General features: G+C 72.0%; 20 protein-coding genes. 9 read left to right on the forward strand and 11 right to left on the reverse strand.

Annotated elements, in window-relative coordinates:
• Positions 1-2: 2 nt before the first annotated feature.
• Entirely contained in the window at positions 3-998 is a 996-nt protein-coding gene (locus tag I3F58_RS01485) for a helix-turn-helix transcriptional regulator (protein ID WP_240106272.1), read from the forward strand.
• Here I3F58_RS01485 and I3F58_RS01490 read toward each other — a convergent pair.
• The 5 genes from I3F58_RS01490 to I3F58_RS01510 form a co-directional block, all read right to left on the reverse strand.
• On the reverse strand, positions 985-2,361 hold the full coding sequence (locus I3F58_RS01490; protein WP_240106273.1) for a glycoside hydrolase family 5 protein: 1,377 nt from the start codon (positions 2,359-2,361) through the stop codon (positions 985-987). The two genes, I3F58_RS01485 and I3F58_RS01490, sit on opposite strands and share 14 nt — an antisense overlap.
• Before the next feature lie 86 nt (positions 2,362-2,447).
• Positions 2,448-3,416, reverse strand: coding sequence for a zinc-binding dehydrogenase (locus I3F58_RS01495; protein ID WP_240106274.1), 969 nt, complete (start codon positions 3,414-3,416; stop codon positions 2,448-2,450).
• Between the two features lie 70 nt (positions 3,417-3,486).
• A complete protein-coding gene (locus tag I3F58_RS01500) occupies positions 3,487-5,058 on the reverse strand; it encodes an alkaline phosphatase (protein ID WP_240106275.1) in 1,572 nt (523 codons plus the stop codon).
• On the reverse strand, positions 5,055-5,636 hold the full coding sequence (locus tag I3F58_RS01505; RefSeq protein ID WP_240106276.1) for a phosphoesterase: 582 nt from the start codon (positions 5,634-5,636) through the stop codon (positions 5,055-5,057). The genes I3F58_RS01500 and I3F58_RS01505 overlap by 4 nt, the downstream gene beginning before the upstream one ends.
• A gap of 337 nt (positions 5,637-5,973) precedes the next feature.
• The gene (locus I3F58_RS01510; RefSeq protein WP_240106277.1) at positions 5,974-7,221 is read right to left on the reverse strand and encodes an NADP-dependent malic enzyme; all 1,248 of its coding nucleotides are present in this window, start codon (positions 7,219-7,221) and stop codon (positions 5,974-5,976) included.
• Positions 7,222-7,860: 639 nt separating this feature from the next.
• Between I3F58_RS01510 and I3F58_RS01515 the strand changes: the two genes are divergently transcribed.
• The 3 genes from I3F58_RS01515 to I3F58_RS01525 are packed head-to-tail and all read left to right on the forward strand — an operon-like array spanning position 7,861 to position 10,653.
• Positions 7,861-8,829 carry an ABC transporter substrate-binding protein gene (locus I3F58_RS01515; RefSeq protein WP_240106278.1) on the forward strand — a complete coding sequence of 323 codons (969 nt, stop codon included), beginning with the start codon at positions 7,861-7,863 and terminating at the stop codon, positions 8,827-8,829.
• A 40-nt stretch (positions 8,830-8,869) separates the two neighbouring features.
• Entirely contained in the window at positions 8,870-9,880 is a 1,011-nt protein-coding gene (locus I3F58_RS01520) for an amino acid ABC transporter permease (protein ID WP_374207881.1), read from the forward strand.
• On the forward strand, positions 9,877-10,653 hold the full coding sequence (locus I3F58_RS01525; RefSeq protein WP_275677952.1) for an amino acid ABC transporter ATP-binding protein: 777 nt from the start codon (positions 9,877-9,879) through the stop codon (positions 10,651-10,653). Before I3F58_RS01520 ends, I3F58_RS01525 begins: the two co-directional genes overlap by 4 nt.
• Before the next feature lie 86 nt (positions 10,654-10,739).
• Here I3F58_RS01525 and I3F58_RS01530 read toward each other — a convergent pair whose 3' ends face one another.
• Positions 10,740-11,504, reverse strand: a complete 765-nt coding sequence (locus tag I3F58_RS01530; protein WP_240106279.1) for a trans-aconitate 2-methyltransferase — start codon at positions 11,502-11,504, stop codon at positions 10,740-10,742.
• Between the two features lie 84 nt (positions 11,505-11,588).
• Between I3F58_RS01530 and I3F58_RS01535 the strand changes: the two genes are divergently transcribed.
• Complete coding sequence (locus I3F58_RS01535) at positions 11,589-12,212, forward strand: ABATE domain-containing protein (RefSeq protein WP_240106280.1); 624 nt, start codon at positions 11,589-11,591, stop codon at positions 12,210-12,212.
• On the opposite strand, the gene sodX is transcribed toward I3F58_RS01535, so the two are convergent.
• Entirely contained in the window at positions 12,122-12,556 is a 435-nt protein-coding gene (sodX, locus tag I3F58_RS01540; RefSeq protein ID WP_240106281.1) for a nickel-type superoxide dismutase maturation protease, read from the reverse strand. The genes I3F58_RS01535 and sodX overlap by 91 nt on opposite strands.
• A gap of 144 nt (positions 12,557-12,700) precedes the next feature.
• Between sodX and sodN the strand changes: the two genes are divergently transcribed.
• Both sodN and I3F58_RS01550 read left to right on the forward strand, forming a co-directional pair.
• The gene (gene sodN / locus I3F58_RS01545; RefSeq protein WP_093780820.1) at positions 12,701-13,096 is read left to right on the forward strand and encodes a superoxide dismutase, Ni; all 396 of its coding nucleotides are present in this window, start codon (positions 12,701-12,703) and stop codon (positions 13,094-13,096) included.
• A gap of 535 nt (positions 13,097-13,631) precedes the next feature.
• On the forward strand, positions 13,632-14,702 hold the full coding sequence (locus I3F58_RS01550) for a S9 family peptidase (RefSeq protein WP_240106282.1): 1,071 nt from the start codon (positions 13,632-13,634) through the stop codon (positions 14,700-14,702).
• On the opposite strand, the gene I3F58_RS01555 is transcribed toward I3F58_RS01550, so the two are convergent.
• Entirely contained in the window at positions 14,688-15,647 is a 960-nt protein-coding gene (locus tag I3F58_RS01555; RefSeq protein ID WP_240106283.1) for a LysR family transcriptional regulator, read from the reverse strand. The genes I3F58_RS01550 and I3F58_RS01555 overlap by 15 nt on opposite strands.
• 290 nt (positions 15,648-15,937) lie before the next feature.
• Between I3F58_RS01555 and snpA the strand changes: the two genes are divergently transcribed.
• Positions 15,938-16,561, forward strand: a complete 624-nt coding sequence (gene snpA / locus I3F58_RS01560) for a snapalysin (RefSeq protein ID WP_240106333.1) — start codon at positions 15,938-15,940, stop codon at positions 16,559-16,561.
• A gap of 79 nt (positions 16,562-16,640) precedes the next feature.
• On the opposite strand, the gene I3F58_RS01565 is transcribed toward snpA, so the two are convergent.
• The 3 genes from I3F58_RS01565 to I3F58_RS01575 all read right to left on the reverse strand — a co-directional run bounded on the left by I3F58_RS01565 (position 16,641) and on the right by I3F58_RS01575 (position 18,156).
• Positions 16,641-17,135 (reverse strand): DUF6304 family protein, encoded by a 495-nt coding sequence (locus I3F58_RS01565; protein WP_240106284.1) that lies wholly within the window; start codon positions 17,133-17,135, stop codon positions 16,641-16,643.
• 62 nt (positions 17,136-17,197) lie between these two features.
• Entirely contained in the window at positions 17,198-17,539 is a 342-nt protein-coding gene (locus tag I3F58_RS01570; protein WP_240106341.1) for a hypothetical protein, read from the reverse strand.
• 26 nt (positions 17,540-17,565) lie between these two features.
• Positions 17,566-18,156: a dihydrofolate reductase family protein gene (locus I3F58_RS01575; RefSeq protein ID WP_240106285.1), complete on the reverse strand. Its 591-nt coding sequence runs from the start codon at positions 18,154-18,156 to the stop codon at positions 17,566-17,568.
• Between the two features lie 155 nt (positions 18,157-18,311).
• Between I3F58_RS01575 and I3F58_RS01580 the strand changes: the two genes are divergently transcribed.
• Complete coding sequence (locus I3F58_RS01580) at positions 18,312-18,887, forward strand: TetR/AcrR family transcriptional regulator (RefSeq protein WP_240106286.1); 576 nt, start codon at positions 18,312-18,314, stop codon at positions 18,885-18,887.
• Positions 18,888-19,017 lie beyond the last annotated feature (130 nt).

Consider the following 19,017-nt stretch of genomic DNA (forward strand, 5'->3'; position numbering starts at 1 on the left):
ACATGCCCCCCGTCTTCGCCCACGGCAGGCTGCGCCTCTACCTGCTGAAGCTGCTCGACGAGGCCCCCCGCCACGGGTACGAGGTGATCCGGCTGCTGGAGGAGCGCTTCCAGGGCCTGTACGCGCCTTCCGCGGGGACCGTGTACCCCCGGCTCGCCAAGCTGGAGGCCGAGGGGCTGGTCACGCACGCCTCCGAGGGCGGGCGCAAGGTGTACTCGATCACCGAGGCGGGCCGCGCCGAACTGGCGGCGCGCAGCGGCGAGCTGGCCGACCTGGAGCAGGAGATCCGCGAGTCGGTGTCGGAGCTGGCCTCGGAGATCCGGGACGACGTACGGGGGGCGGCGGGGCGGCTGCGCAGCGAGATGCGCGCGGCGGCGAGCGAGACCCGGCAGCCGGGCGGCGGGCCCGAGTGGGAGGCGTGGCGCAGCGCCAAGGAGGAGCTGCGGCGGGCCAAGCAGGAGTGGAAGGAGCAGACGCGGCGCGCGAGGGACGAGTCGCGCCGCGCCCGCGAGGAGGCCCAGAACGCGCGCCGCCAGGCCAAGGAGGCCCAGGACCGGGCCCGCCAGGAGATGCAGCGCCTGACCCAGCAGGTCCAGGAACGCGTGGCCCAGGGCGACTGGCCGAAGGGCGTACGGGACGGTCTGACGGACCTGACGTCCCGCCTGGGCGGCCTGTTCGCCGGGCCCGGTGCCCCCGGTCCCGGCAACGGCACGGCCAAGCACCCGGCCGACGGCACGGCGCCGCCCGGCGCGGGCACGCCCCCGGAGCCGTACGGCGCGGAGCCCTACCTCCCGGGCTGGGCGCATGAGGAGGGCCCCGGCGACGACCCGGCGCGTGAGCTGGAACGGCTGCTGGACCGGTTCCGCGACGACGTCCGGGACGCGGCCCGCGACCACGGTGTGACGGAGGCCCGGCTCACCGAGGCCCGCGCCCATCTCGCCGCGGCGGCGGCTCGTATCACCGCGCTGCTGCGGGCTGACGGGGTCACCTCCGGCTGACGGTGACCGTCACCGTCGCGCCGGGCACCGCCCCCACCGCCACCCGGGTCGCCGCGCCCACCGCCGTACGGGACCGGGCGCGGGCGCCCGTCACCTCCACCCGCCAGCCGCGCGGGGCGGGCGGCAGGGACAGCTCCGTGACGCCGCGCCCGGCCCGGTACACGAGCCGGTACGAGCGCTGCCCGTGCCGCTCCTCCCGTACGGTGCCGGCCACCGCCTCCGCATAGGGCGCGGCGGTCCGCTCCTTGTTCGTACGGAACCGGCCCTCCCCGTCCACGGCGCAGTACCCGCCCCCGTAGCACCACACGTAGCCCGCCCAGCCGGAGCTGTAGCGGTTCAGTGAGGTGAGGGCGTCCTCGTAGAAACGGCCCATGTTGGGCAGGGAGTTGTTCAGCGGTCCCCACTCCCCGACCACCACCGGGACCTTGTACTCCTTCGGGTACGCGACGACCGCCGCCTCGTACGCCTCGATCCAGCGGGCATCCGGGTCGTAGTCCGCGCCCGCCTCCATCGCCGTGTTGTAGAAGTGCGGGGCGTACACCACCCTGGGGTCCTCGATCCTCCCCAGCGCCGTCGGGACGCCCTCCCCCACGAGGGGGGTCGGCTCGACGAACAGCCAGGCGTCCTCGTCCACGGAGCGGACCGCCCGGGCGAGGCGGTTGTACATGGCGGTCAGCTGTCCCGACTCGATCCTGCGGGCCGCCTCCGGCAGTTCCTCGCCCGCGCGCAGCTCGCCCATGGGCTCGTTGATCAGGTCGTAGCCGAGCACGGCCGGGTGGTCGTCGAAGCGGTCGGCCAGCACCCGCCACATGGCCGCCTGGGCGCGGCGCAGGTCCTCGTCCTCGTACAGGTGGGTGAAGGCGCGCTGGACGGCGGGCTCGAAGTACTCGGAGAACCAGTCGTCGGGGTGCGGGGTGAAGGGCAGCCCGTCCGTGCGGGTGGCCCACTCCGGAATGCCGCGGTGTCCGAACGCGGGGCCGAAGACGTCCTGGTGGGCGTCGAGGACGACCCGGATGCGGTACCGGTGCGCCCAGCCCAGCACGCGCTCGATCCTGCGCAGGTACCGCTCGCTGTACTGACCGCGCCGGGGCTCCAGGTCGTCCCAGAAGACCAGCAGCCGGGCGAAGCCGAAGCCCTGCGCCCGCAGGTCGCGGAAGTGGCGCTCGGTGATGGCGGAGAGGGCGGCGTCACCGCGGTGGGTCTTGTCCTCGACGTTCCAGCCCCGCAGGGTGAGGACCCGGCCGCGGTGGTCGGTGAGGGGCGGTATGCCGGGTTCGGCGACGGATGAGGGGGCGGGCGCGGGCGCGAGGCCCGCCGCCAGGAGAGCGGAGAGTGCTGCGGCGGCGCTGACGGCGGTACGCATGAGAAGACCTCCGGCACGGCGTGGACGCGACGCCGGAGATCCCATCAGCAGAACTGACGGCCCATCAAGAGCCGTGCGCCGGGAACTCAGCCGGTCGGCTTGAGCACGACCTTCCCGAACAGCTCGCCCGACTCCATCTTCTCGAAGCCCTGCCGCGCCCGGTCCAGCGGCAGCACCTCGTCGATCACCGGCCGGACGCCCGTCGTCGCACAGAAGGACAGCAGGTCCTCCAGCTCGTCCTTGGAGCCCATGGTCGAGCCGACGACCCTCAGCTCCAGGAAGAAGATACGGGTCAGCTCTGCGTGCGACGGCCGGTCGCCGCTGGTGGCACCCGAGATGACCAGCGTGCCGCCGGGCCTCAGGGACTTGACGGAGTGCGACCAGGTGGCGGCGCCGACGGTCTCGATCACCGCGTCCACGCGCTGCGGAAGCCGGGCGCCCGGCTCGAACGCGTCGACCGCTCCCAGCTCGACCGCCCGCTTGCGCTTGGCCTCGTCGCGGCTGGTGGCGAAGACCCGCAGCCCGGCGGCCTTGCCGAGCACGATCGCTGCGGTCGCGACACCGCCGCCCGCGCCCTGCACGAGGACCGAGTCCCCGGGCCGTACACCCGCGTTGGTGAAGAGCATCCGGTACGCCGTGAGCCAGGCGGTCGGCAGGCAGGCGGCCTCCTCGAAGCTGAGCTCACTCGGCTTCGGCAGCACGTTCCACGTCGGCACGGAGACCCGCTCCGCGAAGGTTCCCTGGTAGCGCTCGGTCAGGATGGAGCGGGGCTCGTGCGGCCCGACGCCGTGGCCGGTCTGGCCGATGACGGAGTGCAGGACGACCTCGTTGCCGTCCTCGTCGATCCCGGCGGCGTCGCAGCCGAGGATCATCGGCAGCTTGTCCTCGGCCAGGCCGACCCCGCGCAGGGACCACAGGTCGTGGTGGTTGAGGGAGGCGGCCCGGACCGTGACGGTGGTCCACCCGGGGCGCGCCTCGGGCTCGGGGCGGTCGCCCAGTTCGAGCCCGTCGAGGGGCTGGTCGCGGTCGATACGTGCGGCGTAGGCAGCGAACATGGCCCTGACCCTAGGTCGCACCGGTGTGTGGCGGAACCACACACCGGTGTGACGCGCGTCCCGCCTGCCGCTACGCGTCCCTGCGCCACTGGGCGGGCGAGTTCCTCGTCGCCGGGTCCTCGTACGAGCCCGCCCGGCCCCGGTCCACGTGGAAGGTGGTCAGGGTGGTCACGGGCGACCGCGGGTCCTGCCGGTCGGCCACGACCCGCATATGGGTGCTGAACCGTTCCGGCGTCACCTCGTACACGTCGTAGCCGTACCGGTTGCCCTCGAAGTACTTGAGGTGCGGGTTGGCGCGGCCCATGACGGGCCCGTTGGCGGCGTTCCAGGAGGCGGAGTAGGCGGAGGAGGACACCGAGTGGGCGGTGAACTCGGTGCCGACGACGGGCGAGGAGGGATCGTCGAAGTCGGGCCGGATGTCGTCGACGAAGGCGGAGTGCCAGTCGCCGGTGATGACGACGAGGTCCTCGAGGGCGCTGTCGTGGACGTGGGTGAGGACCTCCTTCCGCTCCGCGAGGAAGCCGTCCCACTGGTCCGTGAACATGTACCGGCCGCCCGGGGAGGCACGCAGCTGGCTGAGCATGATGGAGTTCGCCCACACATGCCAGGTGTCGGGCGCCCGGCTGACGCCCTGCTTGAGCCAGGCCTTCTGCTCGGCGCCCAGGATGGTCCCTTCGGCGAGGTTCTGCGCGGAACGGTGGGAGCGCAGGTCCAGGACCGTCAGCTCCAGCAGGTCGCCCCAGGTGCGGCGGCGGTGGATGACGGGATCGGGCAGCGCGGACTCCAGGGCGCCGGGGGTGCCGTCGCGGTGCGGCATGTGCTCGAACCAGGCCTGGTAGGCGGCGGCGCGGCGGTGCAGGAGGGGCGCGCCCATGCCCGCGCTGCTGTAGTCGTTGACGACCTCGTGGTCGTCCCAGGTGAGGAACCACGGGTGCGCGGCGTGCGCCTCGCGCAGGGAGCGGTCGCCCTTGTAGAGGGCGTGGCGCCTGCGGTAGTCCGCGACGGTGTGCGGGTCGGGGGTGTTGTGGTCGCGGGGGCCGCTGCCGCCGGGCCCGCCCTCGTAGATGTAGTCCCCGAGGTGGACGACGAAGTCGAGGTCCTCTCGGGCGATGGCGCGGTGGGCGGCGTAGTGGCCGGAAGCGAAGTGCTGGCAGTTGGCGGAGGCGAAGCGGACGGACGGCACGGGCCCGGCCGGCGCGGTCCTGGTACGGCCGGTGCGGCTGGTGGCGCCGAGGGCGCGGAAGGCGTACCAGTAGGCACGTCCCGGGGTGAGGCCGTGGACCGGGACGTGGACGCTGTGGCCGAGGGTGGCCGAGGCGGGATGGGTGCCGCGCGCGACGACGCGGGACAGGGCGGGGTCCTCGGCCAGGGTCCACTCCACCTCGACGATCTCCGGCAGCCCCTGCTCGGTGACGTCCCCGAACGGCTCGGGGGCGAGGCGGGTCCACAGGACGACGCTGGTGGGCTGCGGGTCGCCGGACCCGACGCCGAGGGTGAACGGTGCGGGGTCGTAGTCGGCGCCCAGCGTCTCGGCGGCCTCGCGGGCCTGCGCGGGTGAGAGCCCGGCGGCGAGCGGCCAGACCAGGTTGAGGGCTCCGGCGGCACCGGCCGCCTTCAGCAGGTCACGTCGGTCGAGGCTCACTGGGCGCTCCCGGCGGCGGTCGAGGCGAGGCTGAGGCTGATCTGGTCGGCGTACCCGTCATTGGAGGTACCACCGCTGCGGGTGAGCACGAGCAGCACACGCGCGGTGCGGGAGCCGGGCGGGACGGCGGCGGCGGCGGAACGTTCCACCAGGCCGGTCCGCCCGCGCCGCTCCCCGGCGGTGACGGGCCCGAGCACGCTCAGCGCGAGCGGGGTGCCGCGACCGTCCCGGAACTCGACGGACAGCCGGGCGCCGTCCTCCTGCGCCGCGTAGCCACCGAGCCAGGCGGTGACGGCGTACCGGACGCGCCGCGCGTCGACGGCGGCGTGCCCGGTGGCGCCGCCCTCCGGCAGGGCGACGTCCTGGACCAGCACGGTCCTGGCGGAGTTCCCGCCCCCGAAGAACCTGCTGCCGCGCGGGGTCGGGCCGGGGTCCTTGGGCCCCGGATACCCGCCGCCGTGGCTGTACGCGATGAGCGCGGGCGCCCCTTGCAGGACGCGCCAGCCGGTGACGGCGGCGACGGGCTCAGGCGTCCCGCCCGGACCGGTCTCGGCGTCCCCGTTCACGACCAGATTCACACGCGCCTCCCGAGTCGGTGGGTGGTGGGGCGTGCGTATGGGACCAGCCGGGGGTGAACAGCGGACGGCGGAACCACCAATTCAGCCCGTCGGGCGCGCGAGGACGAGCACCGGCGGACACCTCCCCGGCCCGCGCGGCGTTTGAGGACGGGCGCCGTTCAGGCGCGACTGTAGGGACCCGGGGCCCACTCACGGCGGAGCCGCATTCCGGCACAGCCGGGACAGGGGAGGCGGAGAACCCGTCGGGGGCCTCCTGCCCCCGACGCACCCGGGCCGCGCCGCGCCCCCGCCAGGGGGCACGACACGGCCCGGTCAGTCTGCCGTCAGGCGCCGGGTGTCAGCGCCGGGCGACACCCTCCGCCCGCGCCGCCGCCGCGACCGCCGCAGTCACCGCCGGGGCGACCCGCTCGTCGAACGGCGACGGGATCACGTAGTCCGCGGCGAGCTGCTCACCCACCACGTCGGCCAGCGCGTTCGCCGCCGCGATCTTCATCCCCTCCGTGATCCGGGAGGCCCGCACCTGCAGCGCACCCGCGAAGATCCCGGGGAACGCCAGCACGTTGTTGATCTGGTTCGGGAAGTCGGACCGCCCGGTCGCGACGACCGCCGCGTACTTGTGGGCGATGTCCGGGTGCACCTCGGGGTTCGGGTTCGCCATGGCGAACACGAACGCGTCCGGCGCCATCGACGCGACCGCCGGCTCCGGGACCGTACCGCCGGAGACGCCGATGAACACGTCTGCCCCGGCCAGCGCGGACTCCAGGGAGCCGGACAGCCCGGCCTTGTTGGTGATCTCGGCCAGCTCCCGCTTGACCGGCGTCAGGTCGTCCCGGTCCCGGCTGACGATGCCCTTGCGGTCCGAGACCGCCACGTCGCCGATACCGGCCTCCAGCAGGAACCGCGCGATGGCCGCACCGGCCGCGCCCGCGCCGGAGATGACGGCGCGCAGGTCCCCGAGGGTCCGGCCGGTCAGCTTCGCGGCGTTGCGCAGCGCGGCGAGCGTGACGATCGCCGTGCCGTGCTGGTCGTCGTGGAAGACCGGGATGTCGAGCCGCTCCTGGAGCTTCCGCTCGATCTCGAAGCACCGGGGCGCCGAGATGTCCTCCAGGTTCACGCCGCCGAAGGACGGGGCGAGCCGGACGACGGTGTCGACGATCTCGTCGGCGTCGGTGGTGGCGAGCGCGATGGGCACCGCGTCCACGCCGCCGAACTGCTTGAACAGGATGGCCTTGCCCTCCATCACGGGGAGGGAGGCCTCGGGCCCGATGTCACCGAGGCCCAGCACCGCCGTGCCGTCCGTGACGACGGCGACGACCTGGGACTTCCAGGTGTAGTCGTGGACGAGTTCGGGCTGCTCCGCGATCGCGCTGCACACCTTGGCGACACCGGGGGTGTACGCGAGGGACAGGTCGTCCTTGTCACGGACGGGGACGGTGGCCTGCACCGCCATCTTGCCGCCCCGGTGGAGGGCGAACGCCGGATCGAAGGGCTCGTCGGAAGCGTGCTGCGTACCGCCGTCGGCGTCGGTGTCCGTGCCGGTCCGGGTATCGCTGTCGCTGCGAGGGTTGACGATCTCCGCTGCCATATTGGGTTGACCCCTTAAGTCTTCATCGTTTGAGGGTTGCCACTCCTGGTTGAGGAGGGGTGGGGAGGCACCGCCTACGTGCCCTGCGCCGAACGGTTGGCCCGTCCCGGCAGGGATGGATACGTACGCGCGGGCGCGCCGCACAACGCGCCCTGAGCCCCGGATGAGGGGTGTAAGGATCCTTCTTACCTGAAGGAGGCCACCGCAGACGAGTCGGTTTCCCGCGTTCCTGCCCCGCCGGGGCACGGGAGCGGCGTGCGGCGCCCCACCGGGACGCCGCCACACGGTCACGCAGCGTGCACAACGACGGGGTAACAAGACGCCATCACCGTGACGTGACTCATAGGCGAATATCTGGACAAGTCGGCAGTACGTCTGGATTGCGGCCGTAATCGTGTCCGGATGGCGAGATCCACCGGAGATTTTCCGGCCCTTCCACCCGGCCTCCGCAGAAGGTTCGGCCCACAGGCACGGCGTCGTTGAGGTTCGGGGGTCACCCGTTACCCGATTTTGACATGCTGAGCCCCTTGTTACGGGTGGTCCGAATGGCAAGATGCCCTAATCACACGAGGTCGCGACACCCGAAGGTGCGTGCCCGACCCCATTGGCATTCCTTTCACCCGCCGGAGGAAACCGACCATGACCGCAAGCACCACCCGCCGCTCGATCGCCGCGAAGACCCGGACGCTGCGGACGTCCCGGACCGCCGTGCTCGCAGCGACCGCGGTCGCCGGCGCCATGCTGCTCACCGCGTGTGGCGACCAGACGAACGACGCCGGGACGAAGGAGAAGGACACCGGGACGAAGGCGTCCGCCGCTCCTCTGGCCGACAAGCTGCCGAAGGAGATCCTCGACAAGGGCGTCATCACGGTCGGTTCGGACATCGCGTACGCGCCGATGGAGTTCATGGACGAGAACAACCAGCCCGCCGGTGTGGACGTGGACCTCGGCAAGGAGCTGGGCAAGGTCCTCGGCGTGGAGTTCAAGTTCCAGAACGCCACCTTCGACCAGCTCGTCCTGGGCATGAACAACAACCGGCACGACGTCGTCATGTCCTCCATGACGGACACCAAGGAGCGCCAGCAGGGCGCCACCGAGGACGCCAAGGGCGGCGCGGACTTCGTCAACTACTTCAAGGCCGGCTCCGCGATCCTGACCCAGAAGGGCAACCCCAAGGAGATCGGCGGCCTCGACGACCTCTGCGGCCTCACCGTCGCCGCCCAGCGCGGCACGGCCAACGAGGAGCTGCTGAAGGACCAGCAGAAGAAGTGCGGCGACAAGAAGATCAAGGAGTTCATCTCCGACCAGGACACCGACTCCATCACCCAGCTCCAGACCAAGCGCGCCGACGCCGTGATCACGGACTTCCCGGTGGCGCTGTACAACGAGCTGGAGGCCGGCGGCGGCAAGCTGTTCGAGGTCGTGGGCGACCAGATCGACGCCGCGCCGTACGGCATCGCGGTCAGCAAGAAGAACCCCGAGCTGCGCGACGCCATCCAGGCCGCCGTCCAGAAGATCATCGACGACGGCACCTACGGCGAGGTGCTGAAGAAGTGGAAGGCTGAGTCCGGCGCCATCGAGAAGGCCACGGTCAACGCAGGCCAGTGAGGCGCCACCGCTCGACCCCTTCACCACGTAAGGCAACTCCGTGACTGACCCCCTCAAGAAGGACTCCGCCGCCGGTTCAGAGGCCGGCGGCGGGGACTCCGCCCCTGGGGACTCCCAGGACGCTGGAACCGTCTCCGTCTCCAAGGAACCGGCCGCGCCGGAATCCATCAAGGCCATCCCCGTCCGCCACTACGGCCGCTGGATCGGCAGCGTCGTCGTCCTGGTGCTGGTCGCCCTGCTGGTGAACGCGTTCGCGAACGCGCAGATCCAGTGGAGCGTGGTCGGCGAACAGATCACCAACGGCACCTTCGCCTGGGGTGCCTGGGAGACCCTGAAGATCACCATCTTCTCGATGCTGATCGGTGTGGTCCTCGGCACGATCCTCGCCGTGATGCGGCTGTCCCCGAACTGGGTGCTGTCGTCGGTGGCCTGGGCGTACATCTGGTTCTTCCGCGGCACACCGGTGATCGTCCAGATCCTGCTGTGGTTCAACCTGTCCCTGATCTTCGAGGTCCTGAACCTCGGGTTCATCTACAAGAACGAGATGAACGAGGTCATGACGCCCTTCGTGGCGGCGCTCCTCGCGCTGGGCCTCAACGAGGCCGCGTACATGGCCGAGATCTGCCGGGCGGGCATCCAGTCGGTCGACCAGGGCCAGACCGAGGCGGCACACGCGCTCGGCATGAAGGGCAGCAAGACCATGCGGCGGATCGTGCTGCCGCAGGCGATGCGGGTGATCATCCCGCCGACCGGCAACGAGTTCATCAACATGCTGAAGACCTCGTCGCTGGCGTTCGCCATCGGCTACGGCGAGCTGTTCCTCCGGGGCCGCGAGTTCGGCTCGCGTACGCTGGCCATCATGGAGGGCTACATCGTCGTCTCCCTCTGGTACCTGGCGCTGACCACGATCTTCAGCATCGGCCAGTACTACCTGGAGCGGTACTACGCCCGCGGTTCCAACCGCGCCCTCCCGAAGACACCGCTGCAGCGGATCAAGACACATCTCACCACCTTCCGTGTGCGCAGCGAGGCCGAAGGGACAAGCGCATGAGTTCCACGACCGGCCACCCCATGGTGAAGGCCGAGGGCGTCCACAAGTCCTTCGGCCCGGCTCACATCCTCAGGGGCATCGACCTCGAGGTGCAGAACGGCGAGGTGTTCTGCCTCGTCGGCCCGTCCGGCTCCGGCAAGTCGACGTTCCTGCGCTGCATCAACCACCTGGAGCAGATCAGCGCCGGACGGCTCTACGTCGACGGCGAGCTGGTCGGCTACCGCCAGAAGGGCGACAAGCTCTACGAGCTGAAGGACAGCGAGGTCGCGCTGAAGCGGCGGGACATCGGCATGGTGTTCCAGCGCTTCAACCTGTTCCCGCACATGACGGCCGTCGAGAACGTCATGGAGGCGCCGGTCCAGGTCAAGCGGGTCTCCAAGTCGGAGGCCAGGCTCCAGGCGCTGGAGCTGCTGAACAAGGTGGGTCTGGCCGACCGGGCCACGCACTACCCGTCGCAGCTCTCCGGCGGCCAGCAGCAGCGGGTCGCGATCGCCCGGGCGCTGGCGATGGAGCCGAAGCTGATGCTGTTCGACGAGCCCACCTCGGCGCTGGACCCGGAGCTGGTCGGTGACGTCCTGGACGTCATGCGGGACCTGGCCGAGTCGGGCATGACGATGGTGGTCGTCACGCACGAGATGGGCTTCGCCCGCGAGGTCGGTGACTCGCTGGTGTTCATGGACGGCGGCGTGGTCGTCGAGTCCGGCAACCCGCGGGACGTCCTGACGGACCCGCAGCACGAGCGGACGAAGGCGTTCCTGTCCAAGGTGCTGTGATCTCGGGGATCTCACGCAGGAGGGGCGGTACGGGTGGTTCGCACCCGTACCGCCCCTCTCCCGCGCCTGGACGCGGCGGACGGGGCTCAGCGCAGGCCCAGCACCAGGGTGTCGGAGGGCGACGCCCAGACGGGCCTGGCCTCCGCGAAGCCCGCGCCCAGCAGCGTACGGACGTGCCACTGCGCCGAGGGGGTCTCGCCGTCCGCGTGCTCACCGTAGATCGCGAACCGCTCGGCGGTGGGCGCGGCGAGCACCGGGTCCTGGGCGGCGACCTGCCACCACTCGGCCCAGTCGAGGACGTCTCCGCGGGCCTTGGCACGGTCCATGGCCGCGTGCCGCCGGGCGCGTTCGGCCGCGTTGATGCGGGGCGTGGTCTCGTCGGCCATGCGGTCGGCGTTCATGAACACACCGCCTTCGCGCAGGAGCCCGGCGAGCCTCCCGTACAGCGCGGCGAGCGGTTCGCGCCGGAGCCAGTGCAGAGCGGTGGCGGTGAGGACGGCGTCGTACGAGGTGTGCGGGAGGCGCGCGGTCCACGCGGGATCGGTGAGGTCGCCCCGTACGAACCGCGCCCGGGAGTCCCCGGCGAAGTACCCCTCGGCGATGGCCAGCAGAGCGGGGTCGAGATCGACCCCGACGCTGGTGGCGTCCGGGAACCGTTCGAGCAGCCGCTTCGTGATACTCCCCGTGCCGCACGCGAGATCGAGCACCCTGGGGGCGGTTCCGGCACACGCCTCGACCATGTCGAGCATGACGGAGAACCGCTCCTCCCGGTCGGGCATGTACCACTGCTGCTGCCGGTCCCAGCTGTCCTGCCAGGCGGCCCAGTCGGTGGTGGTGACGGCTTCGCTCATAACACCCTCCGTAACACCCGGATCGCGCATCCATCTCTTACCCTTGACCTGTCGAACCCTAGCCCGCCCCGGTAAGGACTACAAGTGGAATTGGCCTATTACTCGGACTACGCCGTGCGTCTGGTGAACACCGAGGAACCGGCGCGCAACAAGGACACGCTCACCTCGGTGGAGGCGGTCCGTGAACTGTTCGGCCCGATGACGCAGATGGCCCGCCGGGCCACGGACGCCGACCTGACCCGCTTCCGCGCGGTACGGGGACGGCTGCGGGCGGTGTTCACCTCGGCCGACGAGGGCGACCACGCACGGGCGGTGGACCTCCTCAACTCCCTGCTCCTGGAGTTCCCGGTGAGCCCGCAGATCTCCGGCCACGACCTGCTGGACGACGAGGGGCGCCCGCGCTGGCACATGCACCTGGCCGAGCACCCGTCGAACGCGACGGCCGGCTACGCGGCGATCGCGGCCATGGGCCTGGCGTTCCACCTGACGGAACTGGGCGCCGACCGGCTGGGCCTGTGCCAGGCGGCGCCCTGCCGCAACGCGTACCTGGACACGTCCACGAACCGTTCCCGCCGCTACTGCTCGGACCGCTGCGCGACCCGTGCGAACGTGGCGGCCTACCGGGCCCGCAAACGCCAGGAGAGCGCGAGCACGGGCCGTACGGGCGCCGACGCCAGCCACGCGACCACGGCTCCCAGCGACCGCTGACGCCCCGCCCGGATCCCCCGGTACCGCACGATCACCCGCCCCAGCACCATCGCCTCGGGCACGGCTCCGAAAACCCTGCTGTCCACGGCCTCGGCGGCCTCCCGGTTGTCCCCCAGCACCCACCAGCCGCCGTCCCGCCGCCCCACGAGCCGCTTGACGATCAGCAGGTCCTGCTGGAACGGATGGCGCAGCACGGCCACCGTTCCGGGCTTCGGCACCGCCCCGTACCGCACGAGCAGCCGGTCCCCGTGCCGCAGCGTCGGCAGCATGGAGGGCCCGGTCACCTCGGCGGCCCCGAAGGGCAGCAACGGCCCGCGCACCGCCCGCCGGTCCTCCGCCGTCATCCCGGTCTCCCTTCGTGCTCTTCCTCCACGAGACCCATGATCCCCCTGGACTTTTGTCCTAAGCCGCAGGGGCCACCCGCGAAAACCCGTCCTTCACCGAGTAATGTCCCCCCTGAGAAGACGATCACGAGGAAGGACAGCTTCATGCTCTCCCGCCTGTTTGCCCCCAAGGTGAAGGTCAGCGCGCACTGCGACCTTCCCTGCGGTGTCTACGACCCGGCCCAGGCCCGCATCGAGGCCGAGTCGGTCAAGGCCGTCCAGGAGAAGATGGCGGCCAACGACGACCCGCACTTCCAGGCCCGCGCCACGGTCATCAAGGAGCAGCGCGCCGAGCTCGCCAAGCACCACGTGTCGGTGCTGTGGAGCGACTACTTCAAGCCGCCGCACTTCGAGAAGTACCCGGAGCTGCACGTCCTGGTCAACGACACCCTGAAGGCCCTGTCGGCCGCCAAGGCGTCCACGGACCCGAAGACCGGCGAGAAGGCCCTCGAGCTGATCGCCGAGATCGACCGCATCTTCTGGGAGACCAAGAAGGCCTGAGACTCCTCAGCCTTCCGGGCGCCTCAAGGGCCCGGCCGGACCACCGGCACCGCCGGTCCGGTCGGGCCCCTGCGCTGTGTCTCGGCCCGGGGCGCCGCCTGGAAGTCACGGACGTGGTCCGTGGCCCGGCCGGAGCGGACACGGGCCGAGATCTCCACGGACCGGTGCCCCGGCGGCTCCAGGCCGAGGTCGCGGAGCGTGGCCCCGCCGGGGAGCCGTTCGTCACGGCGTCGCCCGCCTGTACCCCCTGGGCCATCAGCCCCCGACCGCCCCCGCACGAAGGCGTATGGCGTCAGTGGTCGAACCGAACGGTGCCCGGTGGCCGTTGCGGTACGGGCTGCGCGGACGCGGCCGACGCCCACCGGAAGCCGCCCGCCCCGCTCCGCCACCACGGCCGGCACGCCGAAGCCGCAGCCTCGCCCCGCCTGTTGCGTCCACCGGACAGCCGGCGGTGTGCGGAGTCCGCCCGTGTGGCACCCCTCACCCCGGGGGCGATGAGGAAATCCCGGCGGGTGCGCCGGAGTTGTCACAGGCCATGACCTCCTTCCTTGAAACGCCCGGTGTTCTGGGGCCCTTTGTCGACGGCAACCGCTCCCGTGCCTTCGGGGGCGGGCTCGATCCGTTCGTGTACGAGCGGGTGACCGGAGGGCTCGACTCCCTGTACCGGTGGCCCTCCGCGCTCCGTGAGGTCGCGGAGGGGCTGGTGGGCGCCGCCGAGGGGTACGCCGCCGGTGGGCATCGGCTCTCGGCCGGGGAGGCGCTGCGCACCGCCGCTCGCTGGTTCCACTTCGCGACGCTGCTCCCCCATCCGGACCGGGAGCTTCTCGGCCGGACCGCCGCCGAGGCCGACGACACCATGCGGCGCGCGCTCGGGTATCTCGACCCCGGGGCCGCGCGGGTGGAAGGGGACACCTTCGCGGGGTGGCTGCGCAGGCCCGAGCGGGGGGCGGCGGAGGGGCGGCTTCCGTTGGCGGTGGTGATTCCGGGGCTCGACTCCTCCAAGGAGGAGTTCCACGGGGTCGTCGACGCACTGCTGGCGCGCGGGGCGGCGGTGTGCGCGATCGACGGGCCGGGGCAGGGCGTCCGCGCGGCCACGTCCCGCAAGCGGGCCGACTATCAGGTGGTGGTGGCCGAACTGCTCGACAGCCTGGAGGACGCGCACCCCGATCTGGAGACGCGGTCCGCCGGGCTCGTCGGAATGAGCCTCGGCGGGTACTACGCCACGGTCTCGGCGGCCCATGATCCGCGGGTCCGGGCGGCCGTGGCGGTCAGCGGGCCGTACTTCCTGACCTGGGACGAGCTGCCGCTGTTCGTGACGGACACGCTGACCCTGCGGTGCGGGAGCGCCGGGGCCGCGCGGGAGTTCGCGCGGGGTGTGGACCTGCGCGACGTGGCGGGCGGCCTGCGCTGTCCGCTGCTGGTCGTCGAGGGCGGTACGGACGTCGTCCCGGGCGTCGCGAACGGGGTGGGGCTGTCCGCGGCCGTGCCGGACGGCACGCTGCTGACCGTGCCGCACGGCGACCACCTGGTGGGCAACGCCCGCGCGGACTGGCTGCCCGCGACCGCCGACTGGGTGGTGGACCACCTCACGTCAGCCCGCGGGTAGCAGCGGGCTGCCGTGGCGCCGGAGCCACTGGCGGTACGCGGTGGTGCGCAGGGCCGCTTCGCGGTAGGCGGCGGCGAGTTCGGCGTACGCGGTGTCGTACAGCGGGCGCTCCGCGTCGCCGGGCGGCCGGTGGTACAGCAGCAGCCGTACGGCCAGCGGGTCGTCCCGCAGCGGCCGGATCGCCATGTCGTCGCGCGGGCCCGACGTGGGCTGGCAGGGTGCGACCGCCTCGCCCACGACGATCAGCGAGGCCGCCGTGTGGTAGTCCGCGTGCAGCAGGGGCGGGTCGATCCCGGCCGCCCCGAGGACCCGGCGCAGCCCGTCCCACTCGCCGTCCACGGTCGGGTCGACGATCCACCGGTCCTCCGCCAGGTCCGCGAGGTCGACGACCGGCGCGGCGGCGGCCGGGTGGTCCCGCGCCATGGAGACGAACTGCGGCTCCCTCGCGACGAGCACCCGGCCGACCAGCCCGTACGGCACGCGCAGCGGGAACCCCTCCACCTCGTGCACGAACGCGACGTCCAGCTGGCCCGCCGCGACCGCCTGGAGCAGGGCGTTGGCCGACACGTCCATGTGCAGGGTCGCCTCCGTGCCCGGCAGCCGCTGCCGCAGCCGCCGCAGCCAGCCGGCGAGCGCGCGGCTGGCGGTGGATCCGATCCGCAGCCGGGCCCCGTCGGCGTGGGAGGCGGCGCGGGTCTCGGTGACCAGCAGGGCCATCTGCGCGACCAGAGGCCGGGCACGGCCCAGCACGGTGCGGCCCAGGGGGGTGGGGCGGCAGCCGGTGCGGTCCCGGGTGAACAGGGCTCCGCCGAGGGCGTGTTCGATCCGCTGGAGCTGGGTGGTCAGTGAGGGCTGGGTCATGCCCAGGCATCGGGCGGCCTTGTGCAGGCTGCCCGCGTCCGCGATGGCGCACAGCGCCCGCAGATGCCTCACCTCCAGCTCCATGCACCGAGCGTAGGGCGGTCACCGCACGGCGCACCAGACGCTTCTCCGGTCGCTTCGACCCCGTCGTTTTCGGTCAGTCCGAAGGGAGTTGAGGCGGTGATGGGGTCGTGCTATCGCCGCTTGGCATCATCCGCAGGGACCCGGGGCTCCCGGACACTCTCTCCCAGCACTCTCCCGACACCCCGTCACCCGGACGTGCCCACCCAGCCGTCCCGGGACGGGTCCCCCACCAGAAGGAGACCTTCGTGAAGCCCCCCACCCGATACGTACGGGCCGCGCTGGCCGCCGCCATGGGCCTCGCCGCCACCCTCGCCGCCGTCCCCGCCACCGCCGCGGCCACGTCCGCCGCCCCGCCCGCGGCCCCGGCCGTCACCACCGGGTACGCGGCGTACGCCGGGTCCGCCGAGGACACGAAGGCCAACCGGGCCTTCTTCGAGGCCGTCATGGAGTCGGTGGCGAAGAAGCGGGCCGCCACCCCGGGCGCGCAGGCGGTCACCGTCACCTACTCGGCCGCCAACGCCCCGAGCTTCCGCACCCAGATAGCCCGTTCCACGCAGATCTGGAACAGCTCCGTCGGCAATGTCCGGCTGGTGGAGGGCAGCAACCCGGACTTCCGGTACTACGAGGGCAACGACTCGCGCGGCTCGTACGCCAGCACCGACGGGCACGGGCGGGGCTACATCTTCCTCGACTACCGGCAGAACCAGATCTACAACTCGACGCGGGTCACCGCGCACGAGACCGGGCACGTCCTGGGTCTGCCGGACCACTACTCGGGTCCGTGCAGCGAACTCATGTCCGGCGGCGGGCCCGGCCCGTCCTGCCAGAACGCCGTCCCGAACAGCCAGGAGCGGTCACGGGTCGACTACCTGTGGCGCTACGGGCTGACGCAGGCCCTGGCGAAGGCCTCCTGAGCCTTCCGCGCCGCAGGTGACGTGCCGGCGCCCCGCGCTTCCCGCGCGGGGCGCCGCTCGTCGTACCGGGGCGGGGGCCTCAGGCCGCGGCGAGCAGCCGCCGGGCGAAGCGCGCACCCGGCGGCAGCTGGCGCAGGATGCGCCCCAGGGCCCGGTCGAAGTCACCGCCGGTGACCCCCGATTCGTAGGCGGCGCCTCCCCAGTGCAGCGTCAGCCGGAGGTCCACCCGCTCGGGCGCCCCGTCGGGCAGCGCCTCCCCCAGCCCCAGGAGACAGCTCAGCGTGCCCGGTTGGGGGGTGTCGCCGTCGACGGCGACGGGGAGCGGCAGATCCCACTCCAGGACGCAGCCTGTGAGCGGCAGGCCGCCGCTCTCCTCGGCGGCGTGCAGCAGAGCGAAGCTCCCACCCGTGTACGCGACTCCCCTGACGCGGGTGGTGACGCTCCGACCGTCCGCTGTGATGACGATCGCCTCCGCGCCCCGGTGGTCCCGGTACCAGCCGGTCCAGACGTCGGTCACGACGTCGGACCGCGCGGGGAGCTTTTCGGAGACTTCCTCAGAGACTTCCGATGACATGGCGCGGACTGTAGCGGTACGACCGTCTCCGGCATACCGCCGGACACCCCGTGAGCCCGGCTTCAGCCGATCTTGGTGCTGTTGCCCGGCTCGCCCTCGGCGGCGCGTCCTCCCGGCCCCTCCGGCCCCTCCGGGCCTTCCCTGCCGTCCGGCGCCTTCCCGGCGTCCCGCCGCCGATGCTTCCTGGCTCGCCTGGCGTGCTCCCAGTCCCCCGGCTCCTTGGGAGTCCTGCCGAAAAGCGCGCAGTCGGGGTTGCGGCACGGACGGGGGTGCCAGGTGGGGACCCACGCGCCGAGCACCTTGTGTCGTTTGATGGTCGTGCCGACCGGCTGCCCGCAGGCGGGACAGACAGGCTCCTGGGTCGCCTGCGGACTCCGGACGGCCCGGCGTCCTTCCTTGCCCATGCGTCCAGGGTATTGCGCCTCGCCGCTTATGACCTCTTGCGGCGGTAGGTGCGGACGAGCACACCGTTGCCGAACGTGCGCACCTCGTCCAGGGCGAACTCCGAGACCTCGAATCCGGCGCCCGCGAACATGGGCATGCCCGAGCCGTACACCTGCGGGTATGTCTTGATCACCAGCTCGTCGATCTCGTCCCGCAGTTGCCCCGCGATCTCGGCGCCGCCGCACAGCCAGATGCCCAGCGGGCCGCCTTCCGCCTTGAGGGCGCGTATCCGGGCTGCGAGGTCGCCGGAGACGATCTCCACGTTCGGGTCGGGCGACTCGGTCAGGGTGCGGGAGGCGACGATCTCGCGCAGGTGCGCGTACGGGCTGGTGACCCCTTGGTCGAGGGCGAGCCGATAGCTGGCGCGGCCCTGGACGACGGTGTCGAAACGCCGGTTCTCCGCGCCGGTCAGCCCGAGGGCGGCGCGGGCGGCGGTGGGAAGGGTGTCGGGGTACTCGGCCACCAGGAAGCCGAGGTAATCCTCGTCCACGTACGTGAGCATCGGGGACGCGTCCCCTCGCGGGTCCCCGATGAAGCCGTCGAGCGAGCAGGCGACGAAGTAGGTCAGAGTGCGCAAACGCGATCCTTCGCTGGAGTCTGGCGCCACCGGACTGCGGCAACCACTACGAATAGAGTGCTCCATGCGTAGTGGTTGAGCAAGCGTTTTCGAGTGGCTTGTTTCAGCGGCCCCGCATGTGACTTCATCCAGTGACTTGATCAGGAGGTGAGCCCATGGCAAGGAATCCCGGGCGGCGGCTGGCGCTGCTCGACGCCGCCATCGACGTACTGGCCCGCGAGGGGGCTCGGGGGCTGACGTTCCGGGCGGTGGACGCGCAGGCGGGGGTCCCGGCGGGGACGGCGTCCAACTACTTCGCGAACCGCGACGACCTGCTCACCCAAGCAGGGTCGCGGATCACCGTACGGATGACGCCGGCGGCCGAGCAGATCGACACGGCCATGCGGCCGGAGCCCAGCCGGGAGCTGGTCGCGGAGCTGATGAAGTGGCTGGTCCGGCGGGTTTCGCAGGAGCGGACCGGATACCTGGCGATGCTGGAACTACGGCTGGAGGCGACCCGGCGACCGGCCCTGCAGGCCGAGCTGAACCGGGCGGTGCGGGGGGAGCTGGAGCGGAACATCCGGTTCCATCTGGAGGCGGGGCTGCCGGGGGACGCGGACACCGTGCGGGCGCTGTATCTGGCGATGACGGGACTGCTGCTCGAGCACCTGACGTTGCCGGGGGTGCTGGGGGAGGCGGAGCTGGAGCGGGTGGTGGAGGACCTGGTGCGACGGACCGTGCCTGAGCGGTGAGATACCCCGGCCCCGTCCCCTTCCCGGAGCCGACGGCTGCGCCCCCTCGGCCCCTGCCGCGCTCTCGGGCCCCTGCACTCCGAACTCGTGGGAGCCGCGGCCCTCAGGTGCCGGACGAGTCCGGCCCGCG

The sequence above is a fragment of the Streptomyces sp. MUM 203J genome (genome assembly GCF_022414595.1).
GTDB lineage: Bacteria > Actinomycetota > Actinomycetes > Streptomycetales > Streptomycetaceae > Streptomyces.